Raw genomic sequence first — 15,880 nt, 5'->3', positions numbered from 1 at the left:
ATGACCCCGATCGATCCTGACGCCACCCAAAGCGCGCTGGAGGCCAATCCCGGCCTGCCGTCCGACGCGCAGGGGCCGGTGTTCCGGGAGCCATGGCAGGCGCAGGCTTTTGCCATGACGCTGGCGCTGCATGCCAGGGGCCTCTTCGCATGGAGCGAGTGGGCGACGATGCTGGGCGAAACCATCAAGGCTGCCCAGGCGGCCGGCGATCCGGATACCGGCGAAACCTACTACCATCACTGGCTCGCGACGCTGGAACGCATGATGGCGGAGAAGGCCGTGACCACTCGGTCCGATCTGACGACCTATCGTGACGCCTGGGAACGCGCCGCCGCGCGGACCCCGCACGGTCAGCCGATCGAGCTGAAGACCGGCGACTTTGTCCGTTAGCATTCGCGGCGGAGCGCCCTCCCGTAGCACGTCATGCTCGATTGGTTTCGCCCCGGCCGGGTAGGGCCATTCCGTTTCGATTCAAGGGCTTGAAGGCGGTTTTTGGACTTCTGCGTCTTTGTGTTGCATCGCAGCATATTGCGCTTGCAATCGCGTTGCATTCGATATGAACTTCTCGCCTCCCATCCTGGTCCTGACGTTCAGTGAGAAGCGAGGCAATGATTTCCCTGCGAATCGCCGTTCCTTTCGCCTTGGTCTGCGTTGTGGGTGCCGTCCTCCTTGTCCGGGGTGAAGGCCGCGCCGTTCCGGCCGAAACAGCCACCCCCCAGACCGTTGGCGTGATGACGATGGTGCCCGCGACGCGGCCCTATCTGCGCGAATTGCCGGGCCGGATCGCGCCCACGCGCATTGCCGAGGTGCGCGCCCGCGTGCCTGGGGTCGTCATGGTCCGGACCTTCGCGCAGGGCAGCGAGGTGTCGGCCGGTGACGTGCTCTACGAACTCGATCCGACGCCGTATCAGGTCGAGCTGAGTGCGATGTCGGCGGCGCTCGAAAAGGCCGTTGCGGTGTTCGAGCACGAAACGCGTCAGGCCCAACGCGTCGAGGCGCTGGTCGCGACGCGCGCCGCCTCCCAGTCCCAGTTCGAAGTTGCCTCCGCATCGGCGCGTCAGGCCAAGGCCGACGTGGCCCTGCGCCAGGCGGACGTCGCGCGGGCGAAGCTCAATCTCGACTATACGACGGTCCGGGCGCCGATCGGCGGTCGCATCGGCCGTGCGCGGGTTACCGAGGGCGCGTTGGTCGGGCAGGGCGAGGCCACCCATCTCGCGACGATCCAGCAGATCAGGACGGTCTACGCCGATTTCACGCAGTCTGTCACCGAGATGCACCAGCTTCGCCGCGCGCTCGCGAAGGGCGACCTCGAGGCCGCCGGCCCCGAAGCGGCCAAGGTCCGTCTCGTGCTCGACAACGGCGAAGCCTACGATCACGACGGCAAGCTGCTGTTCTCCGACACCACCGTCGATCCCAGCACCGGGCAGGTGACATTGCGCGCCGAGTTCCCGAATCCGGACGGCGACCTGCTGCCCGGCATGTATGTCCGCGTGCAAATCGTGCAGGGCGTCGATCCCGACGCGCTCGCCGTCCCGCAGCAGGCGGTCCGCCGCAATGACGCCGGCATGAGCGAAGTGTTTGTCCTGCGTGACGACAATCGCGCCGTGTCGCAGCCGGTCCGGCTCGGACGGGTGGTCAGCGGCAACTGGCTGATCGAGGAGGGCCTCAAGCCAGGCGATCGAGTCGTGGTCGACGGCTTCCAGAAGTTCGTTGCCGGCGACGTGGTCACCCCGCAGCCCTGGCAGAGCGAGCGGCGCGCCGATTCCTCGATCCGCTGACGGATCGAACCATGCCGAGCTTCTTCATCGACCGGCCGATCATGGCCTGGGTCGTCGCCTTGCTGGTTTGCCTGGGCGGTATCCTGTCGATTCCCCAGCTGCCGGTGGCGCAGTATCCGATCATCGCGCCGCCCTCGATCTCGATCAGCACCAGCTATCCCGGCGCCTCGCCCGAGAATCTCTATAACAGCGTCACGCGGCTGATCGAGGAGGAGCTGAACGGCGCCAACGGCATCCTGAACTTCGAATCGACCAGCGACTCGCTGGGCCAGGTCGAGATCATCGCCAACTTCGTGCCGGGTACCGACACCGGAACGGCATCCGTCGAGGTCCAGAACCGCATCAAGCGTGTCGAGGCACGGTTGCCGCGCGCCGTGATCCAGCAGGGCATCCTGATCGAGGAGGCATCGAGCGCCGTCCTGCAGATCATCACGCTGGAGTCGACCGACGGCAGCATCGACGAGGTCGGGCTCGGCGACTTCCTCGTGCGCAACGTGCTGGGCGAGATCCGCCGCATCCCCGGCGTCGGCCGCGCGACGCTCTATTCGACCGAGCGGGCGCTGCGGATCTGGATCGACCCGACCAAGCTGGTCGGCTTCGACCTGACCGCCGACGACGTGAGCAAGGCGATTACCGCGCAGAACGCCCAGGTCGCCTCTGGCGGTATCGGCGTCGAGCCGAGCAATTCCGACCAGCAGATTTCCGCGATGGTGCTGGTCAAGGGCCAGCTCCAGTCGCCCGACGAGTTCGGCGCGATCGTGCTGCGCGCCAACACCGACGGCTCGACCGTGCGCCTGCGCGACGTGGCGCGGATCGAAGTAGGCGGGCTGAGCTATCAGTTCAACACCAGGCAGGACGGCAAGCCGTCCGCCGGCCTCTCGGTGCTGCTGGCGCCGACCGGGAACGCTCTCGCCACCGCCACTGCGGTGAAGGCGAAGATGGCGGAGCTGTCGAGGTTCTTCCCGGCCAACATCAAGTACGCGGTGCCCTACGACATCACGCCGGTGGTCGAGGCGTCGATCCAGAAGGTCCTGATGACGCTTCTCGAAGCCGTGGTGCTGGTCTTCCTGGTAATGCTGCTGTTCCTGCAGAACGTGCGCTACACGCTGATCCCCACGATCGTGGTGCCCATCGCGCTGCTCGGCACCTGCGGAGTGCTGCTGCTGATGGGTCTGTCGATCAACATGCTGACCCTGTTCAGCATGGTGCTCGCCATCGGCATTCTCGTCGACGACGCGATCGTCGTCGTCGAGAACGTCGAGCGCATCATGTCGGAGGAGGGGCTGTCGCCGAAGGAGGCGACCAAGAAGGCGATGGGCCAGATCACCGGCGCCATCATCGGCATCACGCTCGTGCTGGTCTCGGTGTTCATCCCGATGGCATTCTTCCCGGGGTCGGTCGGCATCATCTACAAGCAGTTCTCCGTGGCGATGGTGGCCGCGATCGGCTTCTCCGCCCTGATGGCGCTGACGCTGACGCCCGCCCTCTGCGCGACGCTGCTGAAGCCGGTCGAAAAGGGCCACCATCACGGCAAGAAGGGTCTGTTCGGCTGGTTCAACGCCAGGGTCGAGGCGACCCGGAGCGGCTACGGCCGCCTGGTCGCCTGGTCGCTCGGCAAGGCGGGCCGCTTCATGGCGGTCTATGCCGCTCTGCTCGTCGGCGTGGGCTGGGCCTTCGTCTCGCTGCCCGGCGGGTTCCTGCCGATCGACGACCAGGGCTTCATCACCACCGACGTCGAGACCCCGCCGGAGTCCTCGTACAATCGCACGCTCGACGCCATCAAGAAGGTCGAATCCTACCTGCTGCAGCGGCCCGGCGTCGACAACGTCACGTTCCTGACCGGCTTCAGCTTCCTCGGCCAGGGCGCCAACACCGCACAGGCCTTCATCACCTTGAAGGACTGGTCCGAACGCGGTGCCGACGACTCGGCCGCAAGGATCGCGAGCGACGTGAACACCAAGCTGGCGCCGACCATCCGCGACGCCGACATCTCTGCACTCGAGCCACCGCCGATCGACAATCTCGGCAATTCGAGCGGCTTCAGCTTCCGACTGCAGGACCGCGGGCAGAAGGGCTATGCCGACCTGATCCGGGCGAGGGACCAGCTTCTCGCGGCGGCCAAGCGCAGCCCGATCCTGCGCGATGTCTATGTCGAAGGGCTCCAGCCCGCTCCGCAGGTCGAGCTCATCATCGACCGCGAGCAGGCCGCCGCGTTCGGCGTGACCTTCGAGGACATCAACAACACGATCTCGATCAATCTCGGCTCGGCCTACATCAACGACTTCCCCAACCGCGGCCGCATGCAGCGGGTGATCCTGCAGGGCGACCGCCCGTCGCGCATGCAGGCCGAGGAGATCCTGGGCTACAACGTCCGCAACAGCCGCGGCCAGCTCGTGCCGCTGTCCTCGTTCGCGCGGGTGAACTGGGCGGTGGGACCGACCCAGATCGTGGGCTTCAACTACTACCCGTCGGTGCGCATCAGCGGCTCGGCGCAGCCAGGCTATACCAGCGGCGATGCGATCCGCGAGATGGAGCGGCTCGCCGACGAGCTGCCGCGCGGCTTCGGTTACGAGTGGACCGGCCAGTCTTTGCAGGAGAAGCTCTCCGGCTCGCAGGCGCCGCTGCTGCTCGGCCTGTCGGTGCTGCTGGTCTTCCTCGTGCTGGCCGCGCTGTACGAAAGCTGGACCATCCCGCTCGCCGTGCTGCTGACCGTGCCGCTCGGCATCCTGGGTGCGGTCATTGCCGCGTCGCTGCGCGGCCTGCCCAACGACGTCTACTTCACGGTGGGCATCGTCACGATCATCGGCCTCGCGGCGAAGGACGGCATTCTCATCATCGAATTCGCCAGATCGTTGCGCGCGCAGGGCAAGTCGTTGAGGGAGGCGACGCTCGAGGCGTGCCATCTGCGCTTCCGGCCGATCCTGATGACCGGCCTGGCCTTCTGCTTCGGCGTCGCGCCGATGGTGATCGCGGCCGGCGCAAGCGCGAAGAGCCAGCAGGCTCTCGGCACCGTGGTGATGGGCGGCATGATCGCCGTCGTCGTGCTCGCCCTGATCATGGTCCCGATCTTCTTCGTGGTCGTGAACCGGGTCTTCGACCGGCGGACGAAGGATCCGAAGCCGGTCCGAGCCGAAGCCGGCGCCGCGCCGCAGCTCGGGGACTGACATGCCGGTTTTTCCGCTCCCGCCTCGCTCGGTTTTCTTGGCTTGTGGGCTGCTGCTGGGCGGCTGCACGCTCGGTCCGGATTTCACGCCGCCCGATCCGCCCAAGGCCGACTCGTTCCTGCCTGACACGACGAGTGAGTTCGTCGCCACGAACATTCCCGGCGGCGAGGCGCAGCGGCTGGTGCAGGGCCTCGACATCGCTGGCCAGTGGTGGGGCGTCTTCGAGTCCGCGCCGCTCAACGGCCTGATCGAGCGGGCATTGAGCGCTAATCCCGACATCCGGGCCGCCGCGGCCGGGTTGCGGATGGCGCGCGAAAATGCTCGCGCCCAGCGCGCCACTCTTTTCCCGCAGCTTCAGGGCGGCCTGGGCGCGTCGCAGAACCAGACGCCGGGTTCCCTGTCGCCGGTACCCGCGTCTGGCGGATCGATTTACGGGCTGTTCACCGCCGGTCTCACCATCACCTATGCGCTCGACCTGTGGGGTGCCAACCGCCGGCAGATCGAGTCCCTCGAAGCGCTGGCCGAGGCCCAATGCTTCCAGCTCGAGGGTGCCTACCTGTCGCTCGCCGCCAATGTCGTCGCCGCGGCGATTCAGGAGGCGTCGCTACGTGGCCAGCTCGAGGCCACCCAACGCATCATCGCCGCTCAGCGCGAGACGCTCGGCATCCTGGAGCGCCAATCCAGCCTGGGCGCGATCGCCGGGGTCGACGTCGCCGCCCAGCAGGCGGCGGTCGCCCAGGCGGAGGCCACGTTGCCGCCCCTGCAGAAGGCGCTGGCGCTGCAGCGCAACCTGCTCGCCACCCTGACCGGGCGGCTGCCCAACGAAGCTCTGACCGAGCAGTTCTCGCTCGCCGACCTGCGCCTGCCGCACGAGCTGCCGCTCAGCCTGCCGGCGAAGCTGGTCGAGCAGCGGCCCGATGTGCGCGCGGCCGAGGCGAACCTTCACTCGGCCGGTGCGCTGGTGGGCGTCGCCATCGCCAACCAGTTCCCGCAGATCACCCTGAGCGCCGGCGTCAACACCCAGGCACTGAGCGTGGACACGCTGTTCGGGCCAGGCCTTACCGGCTCCACGGTGGCCGCCAGCCTGATGCAGACCATCCTCGACGGCGGTGCGCTGTCGGCGCGGAAGCGGGCGGCCCAGGCCGGTCTCGAGCAGGCCGACGCGCAGTACCGCTCGACGGTGCTGGCTGCGTTCCGCAACGTCGCCGACGTCCTGCGCGCCCTGGAGTATGACGCCCTGGCCCTCAAGGCCGCGGTCGACGCCGAGCGCGCGGCGGCGACCGCCCGCGAGATCGCCCGCCGCCGGCTCGAGCTGGGGGACATCATCTACAGCGCCGTGCTGCTGACCGAGCTCGCGTACCAGCAGACGCTGCTGAACCGCGTGCAGGCTCAGGCCGCGCGCTTCACCGATACCGCGGCGCTGTTCCAGGCACTGGGCGGCGGCTGGTGGAACCGCGATGGTGGAGCCGGCCAAGCGGGCCGCCCGCGCTGCCGCCCGCCGGTACCGGCGGTCTCGCAGGGGCGGTAGCCGTTCGCCTATGCTGGCGCGAGCGACCACCAGCGACGGGCGAGGGCGGGGATGAGCGTCACGATCTACGGCATCAAGAACTGCGACACGATGAAGAAGGCGCGGGCCTGGCTCGACAAAGCAGGCCATGCCTACGCCTTCCATGACTACAAGACGGTCGGAATCGACCGGGCGCGGCTAGAAGGCTGGGCGAGGACGGTGGGATGGGAAGCGTTGCTTAACCGGTCGGGCACGACCTTCCGGAAGTTACCCGACACCGAGAAGGCAGAGCTGACCGAGGCCAAGGCGATCGCGCTGATGCTGACCCAACCCTCGATGATCAAGCGGCCTGTCCTCGAGCTGCCCGGCGGCAAGCTGCTCGTCGGTTTCAAGTCAGCGGACTACGAGTCAAATTTGTGACTATATATCAATCTATTAAAGATCAATCTTGACCTTAAGCCTCAAATGGGGAACGCTGAAGTCCCTTCTGAGGTCCAAAGATGAAAAGCAAATTCGCTGCTGTGATGCTGATCCCGCTCGCCCTGTCGTTGTCGGCCTGCGGCGATACCTGGGGACAACGCGCCGTGACCGGCGGTGGCATTGGCGCCGGCACTGGCTTGGCCGTGGCTGCAGTCGCCGGCTGGCCGCTTCTCGGGCCGGCGCTGGTGGGCACCGCGCTCGGCGCCGGCATAGGTGCGGCGACGGCGAAAGACAGCAGATAGCAGGCAGCCTTTCATCGCTGGGAGCGCGGTTCTCCGGAGCCGCTCTTCCTTCGGTTGGCCACCAATGCTGAGCGGCTGTGGAGAGCCGCGCTCCCAGCCGCCTTACCCGAGCAGGACCCTGAGCTTGCGATCGAAGATGGCCAGTACGTCTTCGAGATTGTCGCCATGGGCGAGTTTGCGCGGACCGTTGTAGACCATATAGGCGCCTTGGGCGGTGCCCGGCACCTTTGCGATGGCGAACACCGGCTGCTCGGCGGTGTGGCGGAAGATCGAAAAGATCGCCATGCCCGGCCGGAAGTCGATGGCGTAGTCGCGCCATTCCCCCGAGGCGACTCGCATGCTGTAGAGATTCAGCATCCGGGTCAGTTCCCGCCGGTCGAAGGAAACGATCCGGCGCCGGGCCTTCTGGTCGGCCAAACGGTACAGATTGCTCATTGGTCGACTGAATTGTTGCAGATGGCTGACGGTTTGCCAAACCCCCAATGGGGGGCTATGAACCGCCGCCAAAGCTGTTGATTCTTCTTCATTTTCGGGAGCTCTGCGTGTCCGACTCCGCTGCTTTTCAGGAAGTCGACGATGCCGTCCGCCAGGATGACATGAAGCTCTGGTGGAAGCGCTGGGGCACTTGGGTCGTCGGCGGCGCCGTAGTGGCCGTGGTAGCGGTGACGGGCATGGTCGGCTATCGCCAGTACGACAGCGCCCAGCGCGCGGCGGCGAGTGCCGCCTATTCGGCCGCCCTGGCGAAGATCGGACAGGACAATGCCGCCGCCCGGGCCGAGCTGAACAGGCAGGCCGGAAGTGCTCCGGCACCTTATGATTCGCTGGCCGCGCTCGCAGCCGCCCAGCTGCTCGACAAGCCGGAGGAGCAGGTCGCCGCACTCGAGGCGGTGTCCGCCAAGCTGCCGCCCGAGCTCTCCGACCTCGCCCTGGTGATCGCGGGCTACCGCAGCGTCGACGCCGGCAAGCTCGACACAGTGGTCGCCCGACTCGATCCGCTTGCCATGCCCGACCGGCCATTTCATGCCAGCGTCACCGAGCTGAAGGCCTTGGCGGCGGCGCGCAAGAACGACCTCAAGCGCGCCCGCGAGCTGTGGACGGCGATCGTCAAGGACCCCGCTTCGCCGCAGGGCGAGCAACAGCGTGCCCAGGCGATGCTCAGCTACTACGGTCCGGGCGAGGGCAAATAGCGTCATGATCACCGCTTCGCGTATCCTGCTGGCCGCACTCCTGCTGCCGCTGTCGCTGACCGGTTGCAGCATCTTCGACAAGAGCAAGCCGCCGCTGGCCGGGGAGCGGATTGCCGTGTTCTCCGATCGCCGCGAGATCGAGCCCGACAAGGATGCCGGCAGCATCCAGGTCACCCTGCCGGCGCCGGTCGTCAACGATTCCTGGCCGCAGTCCGGTGGCTTCGCCAACTACGCCATGCAGCATCTGGCGATCGGCGACTCGCCGCAGGTTGTCTGGACGGCCGACGTCGGTGCGGGATCCTCATCGTCGCGCATCCTGACCACGCCGCCCGTGGTGGCCGACGGCAAGGTCTTCGCCAAGGATGCCGAGAGCACGGTCTCGGCATATTCCGCGGACACCGGCCAAAGGATCTGGAGCGTCACGCTCAAGCCCGAGAAGGCGCGCGACACCGATGAGTTCGGTGGCGGGCTGGCGTGGTACGGCGGCAAGCTGTTCGTCACCACCGGCTTTGCCGAGGTGTTCTGCCTCGATCCCAACACTGGTACGGAGGTCTGGACCTCGATGGTGAGCGCGCCGATCCGCGGCGCGCCACTGGTGTTCGGCGATCGCGTCTTCACCATTTCGATCGACAACAAGCTGCATGCCATGGCGGCGGTCGACGGCTCGGACTTGTGGAATTTCTCGGCCCTGCAGGAGGTCGCAGGCTACGTCGGCGGCAACAGCCCCGCCGGCTCGGGCGACGTCGTCGTGGCGCCCTTCACATCGGGCGAGCTGGTCGCCTTTCGGCTCGATAACGGCCGGCCGATATGGAATGAATCACTGGTCGGACCGCGCCGCGAAGCGCGTGCCTTCGGCAACCTGGCGGACATTCGCGGCCGGCCGGTCATAGATCGCGGCCTGGTGCTGGCGATGGGCATAGCCGGCACGCTGACCGCCATCGACCTGCGCTCGGGCCAGCGCCAGTGGGAACGCAATATCGGCGGCAACCAGACGCCGTGGGTGGCGGGACGCTTCGTCTTCGTGGTCACGGGCTCGGCTGACGTCGCCGCGCTCGAGCGCGACTCGGGCAAGGTGAAGTGGGTCACGCCGCTCAGCCAGTACCAGGACGAAAGCCGGCGCAAGCCGATCCTCTGGGGGGGGCCGGTGCTCGTGTCAGACCGGCTGCTGATCGCGGGCTCAACCGGCGAGATGGTGTCGCTCTCGCCCTATACCGGCGAGATCATCGGCAAGCTCGACTTGCGGGAGCCGATGCGACTGGCTCCGGTGGTCGCCAACCGCATGATCTTCGTCCTGGCCGCCTCGGGCAGGCTCATTGCGCTCCGCTGACCCCCAGCCCTCCGCGGCGGCGCTTCCGCGCGTCGCTATCGTCGGTCGCCCCAATGTCGGCAAATCGACGCTGTTCAATCGCCTGGTCGGCAAACGCCACGCCATCGTCGACGACACGCCGGGCGTGACGCGCGACGTGCGCGAATCGCCAGCGCAACTCGGCGATCTCGCTTTCACGCTGCTCGATACCGCGGGCTGGGAGACGATCGGCGGTGAAGCGCTCGAAGCGCGGATGCGCCGCTTCACCGAGCGCGCCGTCGACAGCGCCGACGTGGTGTTGTTCCTGATCGACGCGCGCGCCGGCGTCCTGCCGCTCGACGAGAGCTTTGCCAACTGGCTGCGCAAGCGCTCCTCGAAGGTGATCCTGGTCGCCAACAAGTGCGAGGGCCGGGCCGGCCAGAACGGACTGGCCGAAGCGCACGGCCTGGGCCTCGGCCAGCCAATCCCGATCTCGGCCGAGCATGCCGAGGGCCTGAGCGATCTGCACGAGGCGCTCGGCCAGCACATCGAGCCGATGCCGGACGAGGAGGATGCGCCGGAACTCGATGTCGAGCAGGTGCTCGATGCCGACGCCGAGGAGGCCGCCAAGCGGCCGATGATGCTGGCGATCGTCGGCCGGCCCAACGTCGGCAAGTCGACCCTGGTCAACCGGCTGGTGGGCGAGGAGCGGGTGCTGACCGGGCCGGAAGCCGGCATCACGCGCGATTCGATCCGCGTCGAATGGCAGTGGCGCGACCGCAAGATTCGCCTGATCGACACCGCGGGCATGCGGCGGCGCAGCCGCATCGACGCCAGGCTGGAGCAGGCCTCCGTCGCCGACACGCTCGACGCCATTCGCCTGGCCGACGTGGTCGTGGTCGTTCTCGACGCCGGCGACATGCTCGAGAAGCAGGATCTCGCGGTCGCCGGTCGCGTGATCGAGGAGGGCCGCGCGCTGGTGATTGCGGTCAACAAGACCGACCTGCTGGCCGACGACCGGCGCGAGGCGAACAAGCAGTGGCGCAAGCTCAGCGACCGGTTGGAGGCGTCGTTCGCCCAGGTCAAGGACGTGCCGATCGTGGGCTTCTCGGCGCTCAGCGGCCGCGGCGTCGAGCGCCTCATGCCCAAGGTTTTCGAGACCTACGACATCTGGAACAAGCGGGTGAAGACGCCGAAGCTGAACCGCTGGCTGCGCGAGATGGAGACGCTGCATCCGCCGCCGCTCGCCAAGGGCCGTCGGATCCGCCTGCGCTTCATGACCCAGATCAAGATCCGCCCGCCGACCTTCATGCTGTCGTGCAGCCAGCCGGACGAGCTGGGTAACGACTACGTGCGCTACCTGATGAACCGCCTGCGCGACGATTTCGACATGCCCGGCGTGCCGATGCGCATCACCATGCGCAAGCCCGACAATCCCTTCGCGAGCCGCGCGAAGAAGCAGCGCTGAGAGTCCGCGGTATCTTGATCTCGGGCGACGCAGTCGGCGCGCCCACGCCTGCTCAACATCGGCGCACCGACCCACGGGGATCGAAAACGGGCAGTTGCGTCTTGCCGGTGGCGCATCATCCTTTTTGGTTGCCAAACATCCTTCTCACACCAATGATGCGCAAATAATCACAAGCTTCTGCGGGCCGGTTCACCGGGGTTGATGGAAGCGGCGCGAGGAGGGAACGACCATGAACGTCAAACGGCGTCGCGTGTTGTTGGCTGGCGCATCGCTTACGGCACTGGGTGTCGGGCAGGCGCAGGCGCAGGCGAAGGTGATTGCGGTCGGTGTCAGCCTTCCGTTGACCGGTCCGGGAGCGGCGACCGGCATCACGACGCAGCGCACCCTGGAGCGCGGGGTGGAGCTGATCAACGCAGAGGGCATCCAGATCGGGCCCGACCGTTACACGCTGAAGCTTTCGTTCTACGACAACAAGTACGTGCCGGCCGAGGCCGTGACGATCGTCGAGAAGATGCTGGCGGATGGGACGCGGTTCCTAATCTCGCTGGGCTCCGGCAATTCGGTGCCGGTGGTGGCGAAGACCACCGCGGTCAAGGCGCTGCAGATGTCGTATGCCTCAGGCAAGGCGCATCTCACCTCGCCCGATTTTCCGTTGAGCTTCCGCGTCGCCCCGACCAACGAGACCGCCTATGCGGTGTATCCGTGGCTGCGCGCAACCTACAAGGACGTGCAGAAGACCGGCCACATGAACCCGTCTGACGAGGCCGGGTTCACCGAGTCCGAAGACCGTCGGATGATCGCCGAGAAGAACGGCTTCAGCAACGTCGCCAACGAATACTTCAAGCGCGGTTCGACGGATTTCTACCCGGTTGCAACGCGTCTGGTGAACGCGAAGCCGGATCTGATCGACTTTGGCGGCACGATCGGCCGCGATCAGTCTCTGGGCTGCAAGGCGCTGCGCGAGCTGGGCTACAAGGGCAAGATCATGCTGGGCTATTCGGACGCCAAGTCGTTCGTCGAGGTCGCCGGCGCGGACGCGGCCGAGGGTACCTTGCTGTTCGACACGCTGGTGGACCCCCAGAACGCGCAGCAGAAGGAGCTGCAGGACTGGTGGCTGAAGAAATACGGTCCGCCTTTCCCCACCTTCGCCTACTCCGCTTGGGACACGCCCTTCATCCTGGCGATGGGCATGAGGAAGGCGCAATCGACGGACCCGGTGAAGATTGCCGAAGCCATGCGCGGCGCCAAGTGGGACGGGCTGTACGGCCCGGAAGCCTTCGGCATGAAATCGGTGTATGGTATCGACACGTCGATCACCCGCGCCATTCCGATCGCCGTGATCAAGGGCGGCAAGCCCGTCCAGCTCACGACCATCCCCTGGCCCGCCGACGTCTGATCGCCGCGCATGACCCTCGCGTTGCAGATCGTCACCAGCGGTTTGGTGACGGGACTCATCTACATGCTGATCGCGCTGGGGGTCACGCTCCTGTTCGGGATCATGCGCGTCGTCAACTTCGTGCACGGCGAGCTGGTGATGCTGTCGGCGTTCGCGGTGTATTTCCTCGGCGTCGGTGAATTGGGGCTGCCGTTCGCTCTTGCGATGCTGTGCGCCGCTGCTGCAGCGGCCGCGGTCGGGGTGCTCTGCCAGTACGTGCTGTTCCGGCCGATGCACTACGACATCCTGAACTGCTTCATCATCGGCATCGGTGCGTCCTTCGCCATCCGCTCGGCATCCTGGGCGATCTTCGGGCCGGAGCCGATCGCCATCCCGGCGATCGTGCCCGGCGTCATGAATCTGGGCGGCGTCTTCATCGCCAATCAAAGGCTGTTCGCGGCCGGGCTGTGCGTGGTGCTGGCGATCGCGCTCTATCTGTTCCTCCACTACACGCGCCCGGGCAAGGCGATGCGGGCGGTGGAACAGGACCGCGAGGCGGCGCTGCTGATGGGAATCAGCAGCGAACAGGTCTACGTCACGGCCTTCATCGTCAGCGCCGCGCTGGCGGCGGTGGGCGGAGCCATGCTCGGCTCGCTGTTCGGCATCGACCCCGAGATGGGTGCGGAGCCGTTGCTGAAGTCTTTCATCATCGTGCAGATCGGCGGCATGGGCAGCATTGCCGGCACCGTGGTCGCCGCCCTCTTCATCGGGCTGACGGACAGCGCGACGGGGACGCTGTTCGGCGGCGAGCTCGCCTTCATCATCGACTTCGCGATCCTGATGCTGATCCTGATCGTCCGGCCGCGTGGACTGTTCGGCTACGATGTCTCGCACTGACAGGGCGTCGCGATGAGCCCGCGCAGCACGCCGCCGACGGTTGCGTGGATTGCCGCGCTGATCGCGGGCCTCGTCGCACTGCCCCTGCTGGTCAGCGACGCCTACATCCTGCATGTCATGATCCTGATCGGCATCAACGTGATGCTTGCCGTCAGCATGTGGCTGCTGGGGGTCAGCGGGCTGATTTCCTTCGGTCAGGCAGGCTTCATGTTCATCGGCGCGATGACGACGGCGCTGCTGACCAAGTCGGCGGGATGGCCGTTCTGGGCGGCGCTGCCGCTGTCGGCGCTGGTTCCGGCGCTGGTTGCCGCCCCGGTGGGCCGGCTGAGCCTGCGCGTCCGGGGCGTCTATTTCTTCCTCGTGACGCTGGCCTTCGGTCAGGTGGTGAACGGCCTCTTCGCCTATTTCCAGGATCCGTTCGGCGGCTGGTACGGCATCCGCGATGTTCCGCCGCCCCAGCCCGCCGCGTTGTTCACGACGCTCAACAAGGTCCCGTTCTACTACCTGTGCCTGGCCCTGACGCTGATCACCGTCGGCGTGGTGTATCGCGTCAGCCGATCGTGGTTCGGCAATGTGCTGTGGAGCATCCGCGAAAGCGAGCTGCTGGCGGCGTCGGTCGGCATCGACGTGCCCGGAACCAAGCTGATCGCCTTCATCGTGGCCGCCCTGTTCGCCGGCGTGGCGGGCAGCTTCTATGCGGCCTACTTCGCCTACATCAGTCCGCTGGTGTTCACCTTCGAATACTCGGTGAACATGCTGATCTTCATCGTGGTCGGCGGGTTCGCCTCGATCGCCGGGCCGATCGTCGGTGCGGTCGTGCTGACCCTGGTGCCCGAGATGTTCCGCATGACCGGCAAGTATCAATTGCTCGCCTTCGGGCTGATCCTGATCCTGTCGATGCGGCTGATGCCGCAAGGCATCGCGGGGACGTACGCCGCTTTCAGGGCGCGCCGCGTCGGATCTTCGCTGCCCGGGAGTGTTCCGTCTCCCGGCGTGGATCGCGAGACCTGAGATGGCTTTGCTCGAGGCATCCGGGCTCACCCATCGCTTCGGCGGGCTGGTCGCGGTCAACGACGTGACGCTTTCGGTCGAGGCCGGCGAAATACGCGGGTTGATCGGTCCCAACGGCGCCGGCAAGACCACGCTGTTCAACGTGCTGACCGGCGTGCTGCGTCCGACCGAGGGGCGCGTGCGCTTCGAAGGGACCGATATCACCGGCGAGCCGACGCACCGCCTGGTGCGCCGGGGCATCGTTCGGACGTATCAGTTGTCGCAGTTGTTCGCCGGTTTCACCGTGTTCCGCAACGTGTTGAGCGCGCTGCACGTGCATGCGCGCAGTGGCTTCTGGGCCGGTCTGCTGGAGACGCCCGGGACGCGCCGCCAGAACGACGCCCAACGCGAGCGCGCGCTGGAGATAATCCGCTTCGTCGGGCTCGGCGGGCGCGAGGAGAATATCGCCGGCAGCCTGTCGCACGGCCACAAGCGGCTGCTGCAGATCGCCGTGGGCCTCGCTCCCTCGCCGCGGCTGCTGCTGCTGGACGAACCCGTCGCCGGCCTGCTGCATGAGGATGTCGACCGCATGATGGCTCTGGTCCAGAGCCTGCGCGACCTCCAGGGCATTACCATCGTGCTGGTGGAACACAACATGCAGGCGGTCATGCGGGTATGCCAGCACATCACCGTGCTGCAGTTCGGTTCGGTCATCGCCGATGGTTCGCCCGCCGCAATTGCGTCGGACCCGAAGGTCATCGAGGCGTATCTGGGCGTGTTCGAGAACGATGCTGCTTGAGTTGCGCAACATCGCGGTGGCATACGGCTCGGCCCGCGTGCTCGATGCGGTCTCGCTCGCGGTCGACACCGCGGAGTCCGTCACGCTGATCGGCGCCAACGGAGCCGGCAAAACGTCCTGCCTGCGGGCGATCTCCGGACTGGTGCCGCTGGCGGGCGGAGAGGTGTGGTTCGACGGCGAGCGCATCGACACCGTATCGCCGCGGCGAAAGGTCGAGATGGGCCTGGTGCACGTGCCGGAAGGCAAGCGTCTGTTTCCGCGCATGAGCGTGCGCGAGAACCTGGAGCTTGGCGCCTTTCTGCGCGGGGACGCGGCGTCACGCGGCGACATGGAGGCCATGTTCGCCCGCTTCCCCATCCTGGCGGCAAGGCGTCACCAGGCCGCCGGCAGCCTGTCGGGCGGCGAGCAGCAGATCCTGGCGTTCGCTCGTGGCCTGATGGCGCGCCCGAGATTGCTGCTCGTCGACGAGCCGAGCGTCGGCTTGGCACCGCTTATGGTGCGCGAGCTGTCGCGGACCCTGCGCGAGATCCACCGCGAGGGCGTAGCGATCCTGCTGGTGGAGCAGAACGCGGCCATGGCGCTGGCGCTGGCGAGCCGCGGCTACCTGCTGGAGACGGGGAGCGTGGTGGCGGAGGGCCAGACGGCGGAACTGCGCGCCAACGACTATGTCCGACGGGCGTATCTGGGCGTGTAGTTCGTCGATAATCG

At 66.7% G+C, this 15,880-nt stretch carries 15 protein-coding genes; 14 read left to right on the top strand and 1 reads right to left on the bottom strand.

Translation table 11 applies throughout. From position 1 onward, the window contains the following. The 6 genes from ACQY8M_RS27890 (at nt 1) to ACQY8M_RS27865 (ending at nt 7,171) form a co-directional block, all read left to right on the top strand. The gene (locus tag ACQY8M_RS27890) at nt 1–390 is read left to right on the top strand and encodes a nitrile hydratase accessory protein (RefSeq protein WP_428662702.1); all 390 of its coding nucleotides are present in this window, start codon (nt 1–3) and stop codon (nt 388–390) included. Nucleotides 391–608: 218 nt separating this feature from the next. After that, nucleotides 609–1,778: an efflux RND transporter periplasmic adaptor subunit gene (locus tag ACQY8M_RS27885; RefSeq protein ID WP_428662700.1), complete on the top strand. Its 1,170-nt coding sequence runs from the start codon at nt 609–611 to the stop codon at nt 1,776–1,778. Between the two features lie 11 nt (nt 1,779–1,789). Beyond that, nucleotides 1,790–4,942, top strand: coding sequence for a multidrug efflux RND transporter permease subunit (locus ACQY8M_RS27880; RefSeq protein ID WP_428662697.1), 3,153 nt, complete (start codon nt 1,790–1,792; stop codon nt 4,940–4,942). A 1-nt stretch (nt 4,943) separates the two neighbouring features. Continuing rightward, nucleotides 4,944–6,470, top strand: a complete 1,527-nt coding sequence (locus tag ACQY8M_RS27875) for an efflux transporter outer membrane subunit (protein WP_428662695.1) — start codon at nt 4,944–4,946, stop codon at nt 6,468–6,470. A 51-nt stretch (nt 6,471–6,521) separates the two neighbouring features. Continuing rightward, complete coding sequence (locus ACQY8M_RS27870) at nt 6,522–6,869, top strand: ArsC family reductase (protein WP_428662692.1); 348 nt, start codon at nt 6,522–6,524, stop codon at nt 6,867–6,869. 80 nt (nt 6,870–6,949) lie between these two features. Further along, nucleotides 6,950–7,171, top strand: a complete 222-nt coding sequence (locus ACQY8M_RS27865) for a cell envelope biogenesis protein OmpA (RefSeq protein ID WP_428662690.1) — start codon at nt 6,950–6,952, stop codon at nt 7,169–7,171. A gap of 102 nt (nt 7,172–7,273) precedes the next feature. Here ACQY8M_RS27865 and ACQY8M_RS27860 read toward each other — a convergent pair whose 3' ends face one another. After that, nucleotides 7,274–7,606 (bottom strand): DUF2794 domain-containing protein, encoded by a 333-nt coding sequence (locus ACQY8M_RS27860; RefSeq protein ID WP_428662688.1) that lies wholly within the window; start codon nt 7,604–7,606, stop codon nt 7,274–7,276. 107 nt (nt 7,607–7,713) lie between these two features. Between ACQY8M_RS27860 and ACQY8M_RS27855 the strand changes: the two genes are divergently transcribed. The 8 genes from ACQY8M_RS27855 (at nt 7,714) to ACQY8M_RS27820 (ending at nt 15,866) form a co-directional block, all read left to right on the top strand. Next, nucleotides 7,714–8,358, top strand: coding sequence for a tetratricopeptide repeat protein (locus ACQY8M_RS27855; RefSeq protein WP_428662686.1), 645 nt, complete (start codon nt 7,714–7,716; stop codon nt 8,356–8,358). A gap of 4 nt (nt 8,359–8,362) precedes the next feature. Then, nucleotides 8,363–9,685 carry a PQQ-binding-like beta-propeller repeat protein gene (locus tag ACQY8M_RS27850; RefSeq protein WP_428662684.1) on the top strand — a complete coding sequence of 441 codons (1,323 nt, stop codon included), beginning with the start codon at nt 8,363–8,365 and terminating at the stop codon, nt 9,683–9,685. Next, a complete protein-coding gene (der, locus tag ACQY8M_RS27845; RefSeq protein ID WP_428662681.1) occupies nt 9,672–11,111 on the top strand; it encodes a ribosome biogenesis GTPase Der in 1,440 nt (479 codons plus the stop codon). The genes ACQY8M_RS27850 and der overlap by 14 nt, the downstream gene beginning before the upstream one ends. 229 nt (nt 11,112–11,340) lie before the next feature. Beyond that, entirely contained in the window at nt 11,341–12,507 is a 1,167-nt protein-coding gene (locus tag ACQY8M_RS27840) for an ABC transporter substrate-binding protein (RefSeq protein WP_428662678.1), read from the top strand. A gap of 9 nt (nt 12,508–12,516) precedes the next feature. Beyond that, nucleotides 12,517–13,383 (top strand): branched-chain amino acid ABC transporter permease, encoded by an 867-nt coding sequence (locus ACQY8M_RS27835; protein WP_428662675.1) that lies wholly within the window; start codon nt 12,517–12,519, stop codon nt 13,381–13,383. A 12-nt stretch (nt 13,384–13,395) separates the two neighbouring features. After that, on the top strand, nt 13,396–14,394 hold the full coding sequence (locus tag ACQY8M_RS27830; protein WP_428662672.1) for a branched-chain amino acid ABC transporter permease: 999 nt from the start codon (nt 13,396–13,398) through the stop codon (nt 14,392–14,394). A 1-nt stretch (nt 14,395) separates the two neighbouring features. Continuing rightward, on the top strand, nt 14,396–15,172 hold the full coding sequence (locus tag ACQY8M_RS27825) for an ABC transporter ATP-binding protein (RefSeq protein ID WP_428662669.1): 777 nt from the start codon (nt 14,396–14,398) through the stop codon (nt 15,170–15,172). After that, a complete protein-coding gene (locus tag ACQY8M_RS27820; RefSeq protein ID WP_428675515.1) occupies nt 15,165–15,866 on the top strand; it encodes an ABC transporter ATP-binding protein in 702 nt (233 codons plus the stop codon). Before ACQY8M_RS27825 ends, ACQY8M_RS27820 begins: the two co-directional genes overlap by 8 nt. Nucleotides 15,867–15,880 lie beyond the last annotated feature (14 nt).

Origin of the sequence: Reyranella sp. (genome assembly GCF_965279465.1) — a bacterium.
Taxonomy (GTDB): Bacteria; Pseudomonadota; Alphaproteobacteria; order Reyranellales; family Reyranellaceae; genus Reyranella.
The sequence above is the reverse complement of the archived record's forward strand: the minus strand, read 5'-3'. Positions and strand labels throughout refer to the sequence as shown.